General features: G+C 75.8%; 12 protein-coding genes. 3 read left to right on the top strand and 9 right to left on the bottom strand.

The genetic code is table 11. From position 1 onward, the window contains the following. Positions 1-111: 111 nt before the first annotated feature. Both LO771_RS17175 and LO771_RS17170 read right to left on the bottom strand, forming a co-directional pair. Complete coding sequence (locus LO771_RS17175) at positions 112-1,092, bottom strand: Lrp/AsnC family transcriptional regulator (protein WP_230653355.1); 981 nt, start codon at positions 1,090-1,092, stop codon at positions 112-114. Positions 1,093-1,113: 21 nt separating this feature from the next. Then, positions 1,114-1,905, bottom strand: coding sequence for an inositol monophosphatase family protein (locus tag LO771_RS17170; protein WP_230653353.1), 792 nt, complete (start codon positions 1,903-1,905; stop codon positions 1,114-1,116). 589 nt (positions 1,906-2,494) lie between these two features. Between LO771_RS17170 and LO771_RS17165 the strand changes: the two genes are divergently transcribed. Further along, entirely contained in the window at positions 2,495-4,531 is a 2,037-nt protein-coding gene (locus LO771_RS17165) for a serine/threonine-protein kinase (protein WP_230653351.1), read from the top strand. Positions 4,532-4,743: 212 nt separating this feature from the next. Further along, entirely contained in the window at positions 4,744-6,681 is a 1,938-nt protein-coding gene (locus tag LO771_RS17160; RefSeq protein WP_230653349.1) for an FHA domain-containing protein, read from the top strand. A gap of 136 nt (positions 6,682-6,817) precedes the next feature. Here LO771_RS17160 and LO771_RS17155 read toward each other — a convergent pair whose 3' ends face one another. After that, on the bottom strand, positions 6,818-7,729 hold the full coding sequence (locus LO771_RS17155) for a 2-dehydropantoate 2-reductase (protein ID WP_230653347.1): 912 nt from the start codon (positions 7,727-7,729) through the stop codon (positions 6,818-6,820). Between the two features lie 454 nt (positions 7,730-8,183). Further along, positions 8,184-8,537 carry a hypothetical protein gene (locus LO771_RS17150; RefSeq protein WP_230653346.1) on the bottom strand — a complete coding sequence of 118 codons (354 nt, stop codon included), beginning with the start codon at positions 8,535-8,537 and terminating at the stop codon, positions 8,184-8,186. Between the two features lie 357 nt (positions 8,538-8,894). Here LO771_RS17150 and LO771_RS17145 point away from each other — a divergent pair, with 357 nt between their 5' ends. Next, positions 8,895-9,059: a hypothetical protein gene (locus tag LO771_RS17145; protein WP_230653345.1), complete on the top strand. Its 165-nt coding sequence runs from the start codon at positions 8,895-8,897 to the stop codon at positions 9,057-9,059. Between the two features lie 447 nt (positions 9,060-9,506). On the opposite strand, the gene cpt is transcribed toward LO771_RS17145, so the two are convergent. The 5 genes from cpt to LO771_RS17120 all read right to left on the bottom strand — a co-directional run bounded on the left by cpt (position 9,507) and on the right by LO771_RS17120 (position 14,091). Beyond that, positions 9,507-10,040 (bottom strand): chloramphenicol phosphotransferase CPT, encoded by a 534-nt coding sequence (cpt, locus tag LO771_RS17140; protein WP_230653343.1) that lies wholly within the window; start codon positions 10,038-10,040, stop codon positions 9,507-9,509. A 383-nt stretch (positions 10,041-10,423) separates the two neighbouring features. Continuing rightward, positions 10,424-11,020: a TetR/AcrR family transcriptional regulator gene (locus LO771_RS17135; RefSeq protein ID WP_230653341.1), complete on the bottom strand. Its 597-nt coding sequence runs from the start codon at positions 11,018-11,020 to the stop codon at positions 10,424-10,426. Between the two features lie 400 nt (positions 11,021-11,420). Continuing rightward, complete coding sequence (locus LO771_RS17130) at positions 11,421-12,407, bottom strand: zinc-dependent alcohol dehydrogenase family protein (protein ID WP_230653339.1); 987 nt, start codon at positions 12,405-12,407, stop codon at positions 11,421-11,423. Between the two features lie 335 nt (positions 12,408-12,742). Next, positions 12,743-13,057 (bottom strand): hypothetical protein, encoded by a 315-nt coding sequence (locus tag LO771_RS17125; protein ID WP_230653337.1) that lies wholly within the window; start codon positions 13,055-13,057, stop codon positions 12,743-12,745. 206 nt (positions 13,058-13,263) lie between these two features. Then, positions 13,264-14,091, bottom strand: a complete 828-nt coding sequence (locus LO771_RS17120; protein WP_230653335.1) for a helix-turn-helix transcriptional regulator — start codon at positions 14,089-14,091, stop codon at positions 13,264-13,266. Positions 14,092-14,115: the final 24 nt, after the last annotated feature.

Below are 14,115 nucleotides of genomic sequence, written 5' to 3'. Positions count from 1 at the left end.
TAATCAAACAGACTAGTTCGTTCGATTAAGGAGGGCAAGCGGCCGCCGAACGGACCGCCCGGGAGAGCCGGGCGGGTTCGGGGCGGCCGGGGCGCACGGGCGGCGCGGCCCTCAGTCGGGGCGCTTGACGGCGCGGCCGACCAGGAAGGTCTCGGCGGCGGTGATGCCCAGGCCGGTGAGGTCCTCGCTGAGGAAGCGGTACAGGGCCGCGGTGTCCGGCAGCCACAGTGCGAGGAAGAGGTTGTTGCGCCCGGTGCCGGCCAGTGCGCCGTGCACGGCCGGGTGCGCGGCGAGGGTGCGGCCCACCGCGTCCAGCCGGTCGGGCGGGAGCTGCAGCCACACGTTGGCGTCGACGTGCAGACCCAGGCGCCGGGGATCGACCACGACCTCCGTGCGCAGCAGGCCCTCGGCGAGCAGGGCGGCAAGCCGCCGGCGGACCGTCGAGGCCGGATGGCCGGTGCGTTCGGCGACGCCCGCCGCGGACAGCCGGCCGTCCTCGGCCAGGGCGGCCGCGATGGCCCGGTCGGCCTCGTCCGGCTCCCGCCGCGCCGCGGCGGCGGGAGCCGGGGTGAGGGCCTGCCGCTCGGCCGGGTCGAGCACGTCCAGCCGCCACCGGCCGGACTCCCGGAAGACGTGCAGCACCGTCTGCGCCTCCACCGAGGTGACGGCGCTGGTGGCGGGCAGCTGCTGGAGGAGGAGGCGGTTGTGCGGGGTGGCGCCGCGGGTGAACTGGACGGCGTGGATCTCGTCGCCCGCGGCGGACACGTCCAGGAACGGGATGTCCTCGCGGGCGGCGAGCACCGCGGCGATCTGCTCGAGCCTGCCGCGCAGCACGCGGATGCGGAGCTGCACCGCTCCCAGGTCCCCGGGCTGCTCCAGGCGGCCGCGGATGCGGACGGTGCCGTCACGGGTCAGCGCCCGCAGCCGCCGGTGCACCTCGTGCGTGCTCATGCCGAGTACGTGCGCCAGCCGTTCCACGGCCGCCCGGCCGTCGCACTGCAGGGCGGCGACCAGGCGCTGGTCGGCGGCCGACAGGACGGCTGTGCCACCGGGACCGGGGACGCCGCCGCGGCCGGTTTCGCTGTGTTTCACACCGTGCAGTGTGGCGCAGGGTCAGTCGCGGATCGCGGCGAGCATCAGCGAGTGCAGTGGCTGCGGGGCCGCGAGGAAGCCGTCGGCGCCGACCAGCCACGGCTGTCCGACGAGGTCGGTGACGGCGAGGCCGGCCTCCGCGGCGATCAGGGCGGGACCGGTCAGGTTGGCGTCGTCGGTGCCGTACTGCCAGAAGCCGTCCAGCCGGCCGGCCGCGGTGTCGGCGATCTGCCAGGAGGTGGCGCCGAGGTTGCGGATCGCACCTGCCTTCGGGAGCAGCGCGCTCAGCGACCGGCCCGCGCCCCGTACCGCCTCGGGCTCGCGGGCGATCCCCGGCGGCTGGCTGGTGCCGAGCAGGGCGGCGTCGAGCGTGCGCTTGACGGAGGGGCGCATCGGCCTCCCGTCGCGCCGGGCGCCGCCGCCGGACGTCGCGGTGCAGGTCTCGCCGAGCAACGGGCTGTGCAGGACCGTGGCCACCGCCCGGCGCTCGCGCACCAGGGTGAGCGAGACGCACCACTGCGGCAGCCCCTGGAGGAGCTGCACCGCGCCGTCCACGGCGTCGGCGAGCCACACCTCTCCGTGCTCGGGCAGCCGGGTGTCCAGCTCGTCGGCCCACACGGCTGCGGGCAGCAGCGGGCCGAGGCGCTCGCGCATCAGGGCCAGCGCGGGCTCGTCGACGGCCGAGAAGCGGAGCATGAACTCGTCGCGGTCCCGGGCCGGCTCGGGAGGGAGGTCGAGCGCGCGCAGCAGCGCGCCGACGGCGTGGACGGCTTCGGTCATCGTGCCGAGCAGCTGGTGGTCCGTGGGTGGCATGGCGGGGTCCTCCGGTCCGGGTCGGTGCACTGCGGGGTTGCCGGTGCACTGCGGGGTTGCGGAACGAGCCTGCCGCCGCCCGGGCCGTGTCGGCCGCCTGCGGCCCCGTTCGCGGTCGGATCCCGCGCTCACGGCCGGTGCGGTGAGCGTTCCTGCCGTCCCGGCCGGCCTCGGTGGCGGTCCGTGCGGGGCCCGGTGCCCGCACGGGGACGATCGGGCCCGGGTGCCGAAGGCCGCCGCCCACGCGGCCCGGTACTGCATTTCACGATTCAACGAGTTTTTGATCATACTGTCGGAGGTGTGTTCCCTCCGCGGCCGCGGAGCGGGACCGTCGCCGGTCCGCGCCCTCCTCCGGGACGGGGCGGTCCGGCGGCACGCGTCCGTCCGCGGTCGAACCGGAGGGGCGTCCCGTCCGTGAAGGATGTGCGCGCGCCGCACGTCCCGTCACAGCACTTGACGGTCCGGCGGACCGGCAGGCGCCGGACCGGCCCATCCGCGAAGGGCCCGGAGGACGGCGCGGAAGGCCGCCGACCGGAGGGTCGGGCCGCCGCTCCGCGGCCGTCCGCAGAAGACAGGGAGTAGGGCCTCGATGCACGACCATGACACGGCGTCGGCGGACGCGGGCGCCGAACGGCTCGTCGCAGGGCGTTACCGTCTGCTGGCCGTTCTCGGTGCGGGCGGCATGGGTACCGTATGGCGCGCCCGCGACGAGGTGCTGCACCGCGAGGTCGCCGTCAAGGAGGTGCGCACCCCCGCCGGGCTGGCAGCCGACCGGGTCGCGCAGATGTACGCCCGCCTGGAGCGGGAGGCCTGGGCGGCGGCGCGCATCAGCGCCCGGGGGGTGGTGACCGTCCACGACGTGGCCACCCACGACGGCCGGCCGTGGATCGTCATGGAGTTCGTCCGCGGCCGGTCGCTGGCCGATGTGCTCGCCGCCCGGGGGGCACTCCCGCCGCGGGAGGCCGCGCACGTGGGCGCCGAGGTGCTGGCCGCGCTGGGCGCGGCCCACGACGCCGGGGTGCTGCACCGCGACGTGAAGCCGGCCAACGTCCTGCTCGCCGACGACGGCAGGGTGGTGCTCACCGACTTCGGCATCGCCAGCGTCGAGGGCGACCCCGGGCTGACGATGGCCGGGGAGCTCGTCGGCTCCCCCGAGTACGTGGCACCGGAGCGGGCACTGGGCCGGACCCCCGGTCCCGCATCGGACCTGTGGTCCCTCGGCGCACTGCTCTACACGGCCGTCCAGGGACGTTCGCCCTTCCGGAGGACCACCCCCCTGGCCACCCTGCGCGCCGTCGTCGACGAGGACGTGCCCCCGCCGGACCGGGCCGGCCCCCTCGCGCCCGTCATCGAGAGCCTGATGCGCAAGGATCCCGCCGAGCGGATGACGGCCGGACAGGCCGGGCGGGAGCTGCGCCTGGCCGCGGCCGCCGGACGTGAGGGGGCCGGTCCGGCCGCGCCGCACGCAGCGGTCACCGACGGGACGGCCACCGTCGAGTTCCCGGCCGGGAGGGCCGCACCGGACGCCACGGCGCCGTCGCCGGTCCCGGGGGGCGGTACGGACGCCGGGACCACGGCGGCCACGGTCGACGCCCCCACGGTGCAGGGGCACGGCGCTCCGGGGGACGGGAGGACCACCGCCGACGTCCCCGGCCCCTCCGCAGCACGGACGGCGGCGACGACGATGACGACGGCGACGGTCGGCACACCCACGGTCGACGCCCCCCTCGGCGGTCCCACCGCCACGGCGGAGCAGGCGTCCGCCGACGGGCAGGCGGCAGCCGCCGCCGGGACCGCCGTCCCGGCACCCCGCCTGCCTGGTGACGCCGCTTCCGCACCCACCGTGGACAGCCCGGTCGTGCCCGGTGCGCCTCCCTCCTCCGCCGTGCCGCCTTCCGCCGTGGCACCTTCCGCCGCGCCGCCTTCCGCCGCGCCACGCCGAGCGCCGACGGCGGCACCGGCCGCGCGTGCCGCCGGGTCGCCCGCCGTGGGGGCGGACCCGGCGGGGCCCGCGCCCGTCGCCGCGCCGCCGACCGCTGCCGCAGCGTCCGAGCCCCCGGACACCGGGGCGTCCGGTTCCGGCTCCGCGCGGCGGAGCCGGCGGACCGGTTACCTGGTCTCCGCGGCGGTGGTCGTCACCGCGCTGCTCGCCGGCGGCCTGAGCCATGCCCTCGTCGGGGGCGACCGCGAGGACCGGACGGGTGGCGACCAGCCCGCGGGACGGACGCAGAGCGCTGCCGCCGGTGCGGTGGGAAGCGGGCAGGACGGAACCGCCGCGCAGCGTGTCGCCGTCACCGTGACGGGTGACGCGACCGCGTACGTCGGGGAGTGCCCCCCGGCCGACTCCGCGGGACCCGTCTTCACGGCGACGTTCACGGTGTCCGAGGTGCCCGTCCGGTTCTCGTACCGGTGGGTCTCGGCGAACGGCTCCGTGGTCGACCGGCAGTGGCGGACGCTGTCGTTCCCGGAGGGCGGGCCCCGCACCCATCGGGAGACGGTGCGGCTGTCGACGTACGCGCAGGCCGGAACGCTCCGGAGCGCGATGGCCGTGGAGATCCGGTCGCCGTTCCACGCCGTGTCCGACCCGGTGCCGTTCTCGGTCACGTGCCTGACGGCGGGCGGCTAGACGGTTCGGCGGGGTCGCCCCGTCCGCCCGGGCCGTCCCCGCGTGTCCGTCGTACGCCGAGCGGGCTGCTTCCGGCCGGATCCGGCCCCGACCGGCGCCGCGGGCGCCGATGACGGGCCGCTCCGCGGCGACGCGGGCCCGTCCCCCTCAGTGGTTCACCTTCAGCGTGCGGTCCCCTCCCCCGCACACCCGGACTTTCGCAAGGAGTTCCTTTGTCGTCGGTCATCGTGGGACACACCGGTCCCTTCGCCGGTCAGAGCCTCGTCGTGGGTGGCGCTCCGATCCGCTTCGGACGCAAGAGCGACAACGACGTGGTCCTCGTCAGCGCCAGCGCGTCCCGCCTGCACGCCGAGATCGTCACGGAGGACGGCGCGTCCGTCCTCTACGACCGGGACAGCCGGAACGGGACCCGGGTCAACGACCGCCGCGTCACCCGCCACGTGCTCGTGCCCGGCGACCGCATCAGCATCGGCGACGAGACGTTCCTGTTCGAGACGCAGGAGGCCATGGAGACGGCCATGGCCCTCTCCCAGCTCGACCTGCCCGGCGCCGACGCCCCGGAGAACCCGGACGAGCTGCGGGTCACGGTGAGCGGAGGAGGCCCGGTCGGGCTCGCCTTCGCCCTGCTGCTGGAGGACGCACTGCCCGGAAGGGTGGCCGTCACCGTCCACGACGGCCGGTGGACCAGGAACGGCCCGACCGTGGTCTGGAAGGACGAGACCCACGGCAACGTCCGCCGCCAGCAGGTGGTCACCGTCCAGAGCCGGCAGTACCTCGCCCTCACCGACGCCATGCGGGCGGCCCTGTTCGACGCGGGCGAGTACTCCGAGATGTGGCCGGTGGGGCCGGACTCCGTGGACGGCCGGCCGCCCCGCAACATCCGGATCGCCTACATCGAGGACAAGCTGCTGGAACTGGCCAACGCCAGTCCCGCCATCCGCCTGGTGCCGGAGCGTTTCGATGCGGCGGAGCACCGGCACCGGCTGTCCCGGGAGCACGTCCTGGCGATCTGCGAAGGCGGCCGGTCGCGGACCCGCGAGCACTTCGTCGACCGCTTCGGCGCGTCCGACGCCTCGATCTACTCCCTCGACGGGGAGCACCTGCAGGACGTCGTGCTGGGACTGCGGGTGAAGTCCCGGCTCCCGGATCCGATGAGCGTCCTGCTCACCGTGGCGCAGAACCGCTTCCTGCTCAACTCGCTGAACGGCGAGGGCTTCCTCAACATGCGGCTGACCCGCGACGAGGCGCGCGACGTCATCGGCATCGACCCCGTCCGGCACGTCTTCGAGGAGTGCATCGCCGCCCGGCCCTGCGTGATGAGCCGCCAGGAGGACAACGAGTTCGTCTGCCCGACCCACGGAACCCTCTTCCTGCCCGCCCTGCTGCGCAGCTCGCCGCTGTGGAAGCGGATCCAGGACGGTCTGAGGCTGTTCGGCGTCGCCGAGGAGGACCTGAGCGCCGTCACCTCGTTCCGGCTGGACATGGTGCAGCGCCCCCGGTTCACGGCGCAGCTCACCCGCCCCACCGCCACCAGCCCCGGAACGTACGGCTTCCTGCTGGGCGACGCGGCCAACGCCATCCACTTCTGGCCCGGACGCGGCCTCAACAGCGGTCTCGCCTCGGCGATCTCCCTGGCCCGCTCGCTCGGCCGCACCTGGCGGGGCCGTCCGCTGCGCGACGCCGACTTCATCCGCCACGAGGCGGCGATGTCCATGCTCCAGTACCGGCACAAGAGCCGGGCCTGGAACGCCATGGTCACCACCGACGAACAGGGCGTGACCCGCGCCGTCAAGGACGTCATCGCCCGGAGCACGGAGGAGGACCGGGTGTCCGGACCCGGCACCGGGCAGTCCGACCTGGACGTCCTGTTGGACCGCATGCGGGCGATCCGTGAGCGCCTCGCCCCCCGCCTGCCCGGCATGCCGGACGACGGGGAACTGCGCAACCACCTGTCCGCCCTGGCCCCGTCGACCCTGCGGACCCTGCAGGAGAGCGGCGCGTGGGACACGCTCGTCGTCGGGGGCGAGGAGGCCGACATCGACATCTTCTACCAGCCGGAGGTCCCCGTGCACATCCCCCAGCCCGTCGATCCGCGCCTGGCCGGCCGGACGGCGGAACCGCCGCGGACGGGCGCGCTGGACCCGGTGTGAGGCGTGCGCGGTCCGTCCCGCGACCGCGCCCCCCTTCCCCACGGCTGTCGCGGCCGTGGGGAAGGGGGGCGCGGTGGCGGGGGGAGGGGCGGCCCGGGCGGGCGGCCGCGTCCGGGGGTGAGCCGGGTGGCGGGGCTCAGGCCGCGTCCGCCCGGACCGCCCGCGCCAGGGTGAGCATGGTCCGGTTGAGCGGCGCCGGGACCCCGAGCCGCTCCGCCGTCCGGACGACCGCCCCGTTGATCAGGTCGTGCTCGAGCGGGAGCCCGGCGAGGCGGTCGTACAGCATGGAGGTCCCGTTGTCGGCGGTGAAGAGCCCGCTGAGGGCGAAGACGTCCCGGACGTCCTGCTCCCCGACGTCCGCGCCGGCGGCGGCGCCGACGGCCGCCGCCTCCCGTACCAGGGCCTGCGCGAGGCTCCTGACCTCGGGATCGTCGAAGACGTCCATGCGGCGGAGGGTGAGGGCGGTGATCGGGTTCGCGGCGACGTTGCTCAGGAGCTTCCGCCACGCCTCGGTGGTGAAGTCGGACGCGAGCCGGACGTCCAGGCCGCCGCCGTCGAGGACGGCCGCCAGGGCCGAGCCGGCGCGGCCGGACGGGACGACGAGGGCGCCGCCGAAGTGGCGCCTGACCCGTCCGGGCGCCACCCGCTCGGCGGCGATCAGGGCGAGGGCGGGCAGGATCTCGGCCTCCGGGGCGAGGGGCTGGACCCGCTCCACGTGGTCGATGCCGTTCTGCGCCACCACGACGGTCGTGCCGCTGCCGGCGAGGGCGCGGAGCCACGGCTCGGTGCTCCCCGTGTCGTGCGCCTTGACGGTGAGGAGGACCCACGCCACGGGGGCCAGCCCCTCCGGGCTCATGACGATCCGTGCCGGCACCCGGTGCTCCCCGGCCCGCTCCTCGACGACCAGCTCGTCGAAGGGCGACCTGACGCACTGCAGCACCTCGTGGCCCGCCCGGTGGAGGGAGGAGGCCAGGACCCCGCCGATGGCCCCGCCGCCGATCACGGCGACGCGGAGCGGGGAGGAGGGGCGGACGGTATCGGACTTCATGCGTGTTCCTTCGTGCATACGGTTGCGGTCGTTCCCGGGGCGCCGACGGCGGGCGGCCCCGGTGGTACCCGTGCTCCCCCGTTGCGGAGTGACGCCGCGCCCGTCCTGTCGGCTCACCGGATGAAGGCGGCACCGGACCCGGTGTCCACGGCGAGCCGGGGGCCGCGGGCGGCGGACCGCCCCGACGGCGCAGCCGACCACCGTCGGGGTGCCGGGAGGTACGGGGTGCAGGGCCTCGGGTTCTCCAGCGTCGGCCGGTCCTGACGGCCAGGTCCGGTCACTCACCGCACGGACACCGGCCCGAACCGGTTCACATGGGTTTTCGTGCGCGGGGCGGGCCGCCGGGCGCGGCGCCGTCCCGGTCCGCCGTCTGCCGTACGCCGTCCGCCGTACCCCGGGCGGAGGGGCCGTACGGATGTCCGCACGGCCCCTCCCGGTCGGGTGGGGACGGGGGTCAGCGGGTGGTGGTCCGTGCGGCCTGCTCGCCGAGGCGGGTGACAGTGGCGGGCCGGGAGACGGTGGCCGCGTGCGAGGCGTCGGCCTCGACGGTGCGGGCGTGGGCGCGGCGGGCCATGAAGCGCTGGGCGGCGTGGATGACCCGGTGGTCGTGCTGCAGGCGGGCGGTGGCGGCGTTCCGGCTGGAGGAGCCGGCGGACGCGCCGTGGACCGGGACCACGGTGGGCTCGGGCGCGGCGGCGGGGCGGGCCGGGGAGGCGGACGCGGTCTTGACCACGGCGGCGGCGACGGCGGCCACGCCGAGGACCGCGGCGGCCGTCGAGGCGGCACGGCGCGAGGACGTGCGGTTCATCGTTCCTCCCGGAGGCAGGCGCTGGTTCCGGCTCCCGGCCGTGGTCTGAGCACGTCGGCCGGGAGCCGGTCAGGCACCACTGTGCACATAAAAATTTCACACAAGCAAATTGCCTGCAACGGGGATGGGGTCGACCGTGCCGCGACCCGCCGGGGCACTCCCGCCGGAAGCCGTTCCCCGGGAGTCGGACATCACCTCTCGGGGCGCGGGGAGGCCGGGCGGGACACCCGGCGCCCCGCGGGCGCCGGCCCACCGGGCGCGGGGAAGGGAAGGCCGCAGCCGACCGGCCGACGGGGGCACGGATCCCGAGGCCGCCGAGGCCGCACCTCGGAAGCCCCGGACGCGGAGGAGGGCGGGATGTCCGGCCGGCCGACCCGCGAGGTGACGTGCACCCCGGGCGCCCCCGACGCACTGCGCGCCCCGGTGGACGAGGGGCCGACGGCGGACTGCGGGATCTGCGGCGAGCCGGCCTTCCACCCGTCGTCGACGGAGGGCCTCGTGCACTGTCCGACCTGCGCGTGACAGCAGGCGGGGCGCCGCTCCTGCACGCGAGGCGGGACACCGCCGTGCGGCCGCGGGCCGGCGTGACCCGCCCGCCCCGCAGGGCGGGCCCACAGGCCAGGGGTCCCGGGACCAGGCCCGCGCCGTGGTGGGTGCGGTGCCCGCGCGGCGTGGACCTCACCGGTCCCCACAGGGCCGGCCGGCCGACGCGACGGCCGCACGGACTCACGGGCCGGACGGGACGGGTACCGTCCGTCGCGCGCGGAACGGTCCACGTCCGCCCACCGCCCCGGGAGGGGCTCCGCTCACGGAGATCCCGGCGTCGCCGGGCGAGGACCGGGTCGCGCCCGTCGAGGGCGCGCCCGCATCCGCAGCGGGAAGGGCATCCGCCGGGGAGGGCGGTCCCCGGCCGCAGCGGCCCGACCGTCCCGGCGCCGCGGTCACAGGGGCGGGCAGCCGGACCGCCGATCAGCCGGCATGTGCGGCGATGGCCCGTGCGCACTCCATCGACTCGGCATGCGCGGTGTCCACCTCCAGGTCGTAGACCATCCCCCGGTGCACCACATCCGCCTGGGACGCCGCCATTCCGATGACCCGATCACCCCGTGCGACCTCACGGCCTGCGGCAACCGCACCGTCACACCGGACGCCGACCCACAGCACCCGCAGGTCGCCCAGAGCCTTCCGCCATCGCTCCTGCGAGTCCGCTCCACCGAGGAACACCTCGTCGACGATGATCCGGGCACCCGCACGGGCCATCGCGGCGACCCCCTCGATCCATGCCGCCTCCAGCATCCGGAACTCCGGTCCGACGGCCACCTGTCCGTCCGGAGCGAACTCGATCCCGGCACCCGATGCCCGCATGGACGCGGGCATCGCCTCAACCAGCGTGTCGACCCCGAGAGCCAGCCACGGATCCGGCAGGACCGCCTGCAGACACCGGGCGATCCCGGACTTGCCCGAGCTGGAGCCGCCGTTGAGAACGATCACGTCAGTCGTCACCGCGCCACCATAGGGGCGGCGCAGCACCACTCGGAACGGATTTCCGCTCATGCCGCACCGCCTGCCGCAGCCCGGTGAGCCCTCCCGGCCGGAGCCCTGGGCGACAGGCAGGTCGGGCTGCGGTCCGGCCGCAGGGTGCGGCGCCGAGCACCGCCCCCGGCCACGGAGGACACGTCCGGGACCGGCGGGAAGACGGTCGGGCCGGACCGTCGGCCGGGGCTCCGCAGCGGACGGCGGACCCGGTCGGGCCGGGCAGGCGAGGGGGCGCCGGGAGACGGACCGGGGCGGGCTGCTGCAGCAGCCCGCCCCGGGAGGCACGACGGAGGAGGTCCGGGTCAGGACGCAGGAGAAGGCGACGGGCCCGCCCGGCGGCGCGGGCGGCGTCAGCCGCCGCTGGGGGCGCGGTCGCCGGTGTGGGCGCGGACCAGCAGCGCCGCCGCGGCCTTCGCCTGGTCGACGACGGCCCGGTCCTGCAGCAGACGCCCCGACGCAAGGGCCCCGTCGATCAGGAGTCCGATGTGCTGGGCCAGGGCTGCGGCGTCGGCCGCTCCGGCACGGGCGCTCAGCTCGGTCAGCCAGGCCTGCCGCCGCCGGGTGTGCTCCTCGGTCACGGCCCGCGCCTCGGAGCCGGTCTCGGCCTCCACCGCGGCACTCACGAACGGGCACCCGAAGAACCCGTGGCGGTCGAAGGCGCCGGTCAGGGCGTCGAAGAGGCCCACGAGCCGGTCGCGGGGGTCGTCCCCGGCCCGCTCGGCGGCGTCCGACAGCTGCGCCATCCAGGAGTCGTCGGTCCTGCGCAGGTACTCCCCGACGAGCTGCTCCTTGGTGCGGAAGTGCACGTAGAGCGTGGACTTCGCCACGCCCGACGCCTCGATGACCTGGTCGATCCCCACGCCGCGCAGACCGTGGGCGTAGAAGAGCTCGGCCGCGGCCGCGAGGATCCTCTCCTCGGACCTGGTCTTGCGGATCTTCGTCGCCATCACCGCACCTCCCTAATCAGACAGACTAGTATGTCTGATTAGGGAGGGCAATCCTGACCGACAGGCCGCCCCCGTCCGCCGCCCCCACCCGGAGGGGCCGAACCGGGCAGGAGCGGCCTCCGGTGCGCCGACCGCCGGCGCGGGGCTCCCCGACCGGATCCCGGACGGCCCCGCGGAACACCTCGGCCCTGCGGAACGGACCGTCGCGCCGGCGGGCCCCGCGGCCGCGGCGCACCCCCCTCTCCGCAGGGGGTTGCCTTCCCGGCCAGGCACGGACCGGAGGTGTGACCCTATCCCCTCACCCTTCGGCAGGGCACCCCTCCCGGGTCTCCGCACGGCGGGGAGGGACCGGTCGCCCCGGGTGTCGCTGTCGCGGGCGGCGGCCGGGCCGCCGCCGGGGTCAGTGCTCGACGTCGACGACGACCTTGCCGACGGCGGTGCCGCTCTCGACCGCCGCGTAGGCGTCCGCGACGGTGGCCAGGGTGAAGCGCCGGGGGTCGAGCAGGGGCCTGAGGGCCCCGGCGTCGGCGAGCGCGGCCACGTCGCGCAGGATCTCGCCGTGGTGCTCACGGCCGCGGCCGGTCAGCATCGGCAGCAGGGTGAAGACGCCGGAGTAGGTGGCGCCGCGGAAGGAGAGCGGCGCGATGCTGTGGGTGCCCCAGCCCAGGGCGCTGACCACGTGGCCGGTGTACGTGCGCACCGCGGTGAAGGAGGCGTCCAGGACCGCGCCGCCGACGGTGTCGAAGACGACGTCGAAGCCCTCGCCGCCGGTGTGCCGGGCGACGTACTCCTCCACCGACGTCGCGGCGCGGTCGATCGGGGTCGCACCGAGGCTCTCGACGACGTCCATGCGCCCGCGCGAGGCGGTGGCGAAGACCTCGGCGCCGCGGGCGCGCGCGATCTGGACGGCGACGTGGCCGATGCCGCCGGCACCGCCGTGGACCAGCACCTTCTGCCCGGCACGGACCCCCGCCCGGTCCACCAGGCCCTCCCAGGCCGTGATGACGACCAGCGGCAGCGCCGCGGCCTCACGCATGCCCAGCGACTCCGGCTTGCGCGCCAGCAGCCGGGCGTCCACCGCGGCGTACTGCGCGAGTGACCCCTGCAGGTCGCCGACACCGCCGGTCATCCCGTACACCTCGTCACCCGGGGCGAAGCCGGCCACCCCCGGCCCGACCTCCTCGACCACACCGGCCATGTCCAGACCCGGCACGGCGGGAAGCCCGCGCCGGGCGTGCGCCGCCTGCCCGGCGGCGATCTTGATGTCCAGCGGGTTCACACCGCTGGCCTCGACCCTCACCAGCACCTGCCCGGGGCCGGCGACGGGCCTGTCCAGCTCCCCCAGGACCAAGGGCCTCCCGAACTCCTCCAGAATCACCGCACGCATGGCGCCACCTCGATCTCGGGTCGTCGTCTCCTGGTCGGCGGGCCCGTCCCGAACGGCCTCCGGGCCGGTGAGGGGAGGGGTCGCGGGACGGGCACCCTCACTAAAAAAACAGACTAGTACGTTCGATTAAGGTGGGCAACCGGACCCGCCGCCGCTCCCGGGGAGGCGGCCCCGGATGCGCGGCGGCCGCCGGCGCGGCACCGGACGCACCGCGGAATCCCGCAGCGGACGGGTTCCGCTCCGGGAGGCGCGGTGCGGATGCCCGGGCCGGGCGCCGTGCGGTGCGGGCGTCGGCGAGGTGGCCGGCGAAGGGCGCGACCGCCTCCTCCCGCTGGTCAGGGGTCGTGTCGCTCGACGTGCTGGAGCACGGTGGTGAACTGCCAGTCGACGGTGCTGTGGTCGATCGCGTCGTGCACCGGCGAGCCGGCCATCTCGCCGGTGATCCCGGCGGCGCCGGAGCGGGCGTGCTCGATGCTGTCGTAGGCGACGATGTCGAGGATCGTGCCGTCGTCCCGCACGACGATGCGGCGCCACGCGAAGCCGGGCCGGCGCCTGAGGTACTCGTTGATGTCCGCGTTCGCCGCGACGAAGTCCTCCGGCGTGAGGCCGGGCGCGGGTCGGAGGCTGGTCACTTCCAGGATCTCGCCCATGGGGGCCCTTTCCGATGGTGGGTGGTCGTGGCCGGCCGGGTCTCACCCTCCGGCGGCCCCTCCAGCGTGCGGCGCGGGCCGGCGGGCGGGAAGGCAGCGTCTTCCTGGGTGTACGGCACCCGGGAAGCGGCCGTGGTCCGCCCAGGACGGAGCGGGACGGGACGGGGCGGAACGGAACGGAGCAGGGCCGGGCAGGACGGGGCAGGTCAGGCCGGTTCCGCGCCGGAGGCCAGCTGGGCGACGGCCTCCTCGCTGCGGCTGCCGGGCTCCGGGGTGCCGACGAGCAGCAGCTGCCCCGGGGCATCCACCACGTCGAAGGTCTGGTAGGTCAGCTCGATGCGCCCGGCCCCGGGGTGGACGAACACCTTGAAGGCCCGGGTCAGGCTTCCGACGTCGTGGGCGTCCCACAGCGCGCGGAACTCCGGTGAGGCCTCCCCGAGCTCCGCGACGAGAGCGGTGATGGACCTGTCGTCGGGGAACCGCCCGGCGTTCAGGCGCAGCGCGGACGCGGTGCTGCGCTGCAGCAGCTCCCACTCCGCGAACACCGCCTTCCCCCGGGGGTGGGTGAACAGGATGCGCGGCATGTTCCGCTCGTCCCCGAACGGCGACAGCAGTGCGTCGGCGACCGGGTTGGCCGCGAGCACGTCGAAGGCCGGGCCGAGCACGTAGGCCGCCGCCCGGGGAAAGGCCTCCAGCAGGTGCAGGAGCGACGGGTGCACGAGGTCCCGCGAGCGGTCCGGCCCGAGCCCGGGGTTCAGCCCCGCCAGCCGGTACAGGTGCTCGCGCGCATCGGGCGCAAGGCGGAGCGCACGCCCGATCGCACCGATCACCTGGGCGGAGGGATTGCGCTCGCGCCCCTGCTCGAGGCGGGCGTAGTAGTCGGCGCTGACCCCGGAGAGCACGGCGACCTCCTCGCGGCGGAGGCCTCGGACGCGCCGCCCCGAGACACCGCCTGCGAGCCCGGCGTCGGCGGGCTGCACACGGGCGCGGCTCGCGCGGAGGAACGCGCCGAGCTCGTTGTCGCGTGCTGTCATGGCACCGATGCTAGTCGCGCTCGC

The organism is Streptacidiphilus sp. ASG 303 (assembly GCF_020991365.1).
GTDB lineage: Bacteria > Actinomycetota > Actinomycetes > Streptomycetales > Streptomycetaceae > Peterkaempfera.
Note: the sequence above shows the minus strand (reverse complement) of the source record. Positions and strands in the feature narration are given on the sequence as shown.

Excerpts from the sequence above, each read along its gene's own strand:
- LO771_RS17130 (WP_230653339.1), bottom strand. The coding sequence starts at position 12,407 with ATGCGTGCGGTGATTCTGGAGGAGTTCGGGAGGCCCTTGGTCCTGGGG.
- LO771_RS17155 (WP_230653347.1), bottom strand. The coding sequence starts at position 7,729 with ATGAAGTCCGATACCGTCCGCCCCTCCTCCCCGCTCCGCGTCGCCGTG.
- LO771_RS17120 (WP_230653335.1), bottom strand. The coding sequence starts at position 14,091 with ATGACAGCACGCGACAACGAGCTCGGCGCGTTCCTCCGCGCGAGCCGC.
- LO771_RS17125 (WP_230653337.1), bottom strand. The coding sequence starts at position 13,057 with ATGGGCGAGATCCTGGAAGTGACCAGCCTCCGACCCGCGCCCGGCCTC.
- LO771_RS17165 (WP_230653351.1), top strand. The coding sequence starts at position 2,495 with ATGCACGACCATGACACGGCGTCGGCGGACGCGGGCGCCGAACGGCTC.
- LO771_RS17170 (WP_230653353.1), bottom strand. The coding sequence starts at position 1,905 with ATGCCACCCACGGACCACCAGCTGCTCGGCACGATGACCGAAGCCGTC.
- LO771_RS17135 (WP_230653341.1), bottom strand. The coding sequence starts at position 11,020 with ATGGCGACGAAGATCCGCAAGACCAGGTCCGAGGAGAGGATCCTCGCG.
- LO771_RS17145 (WP_230653345.1), top strand. The coding sequence starts at position 8,895 with ATGTCCGGCCGGCCGACCCGCGAGGTGACGTGCACCCCGGGCGCCCCC.
- LO771_RS17150 (WP_230653346.1), bottom strand. The coding sequence starts at position 8,537 with ATGAACCGCACGTCCTCGCGCCGTGCCGCCTCGACGGCCGCCGCGGTC.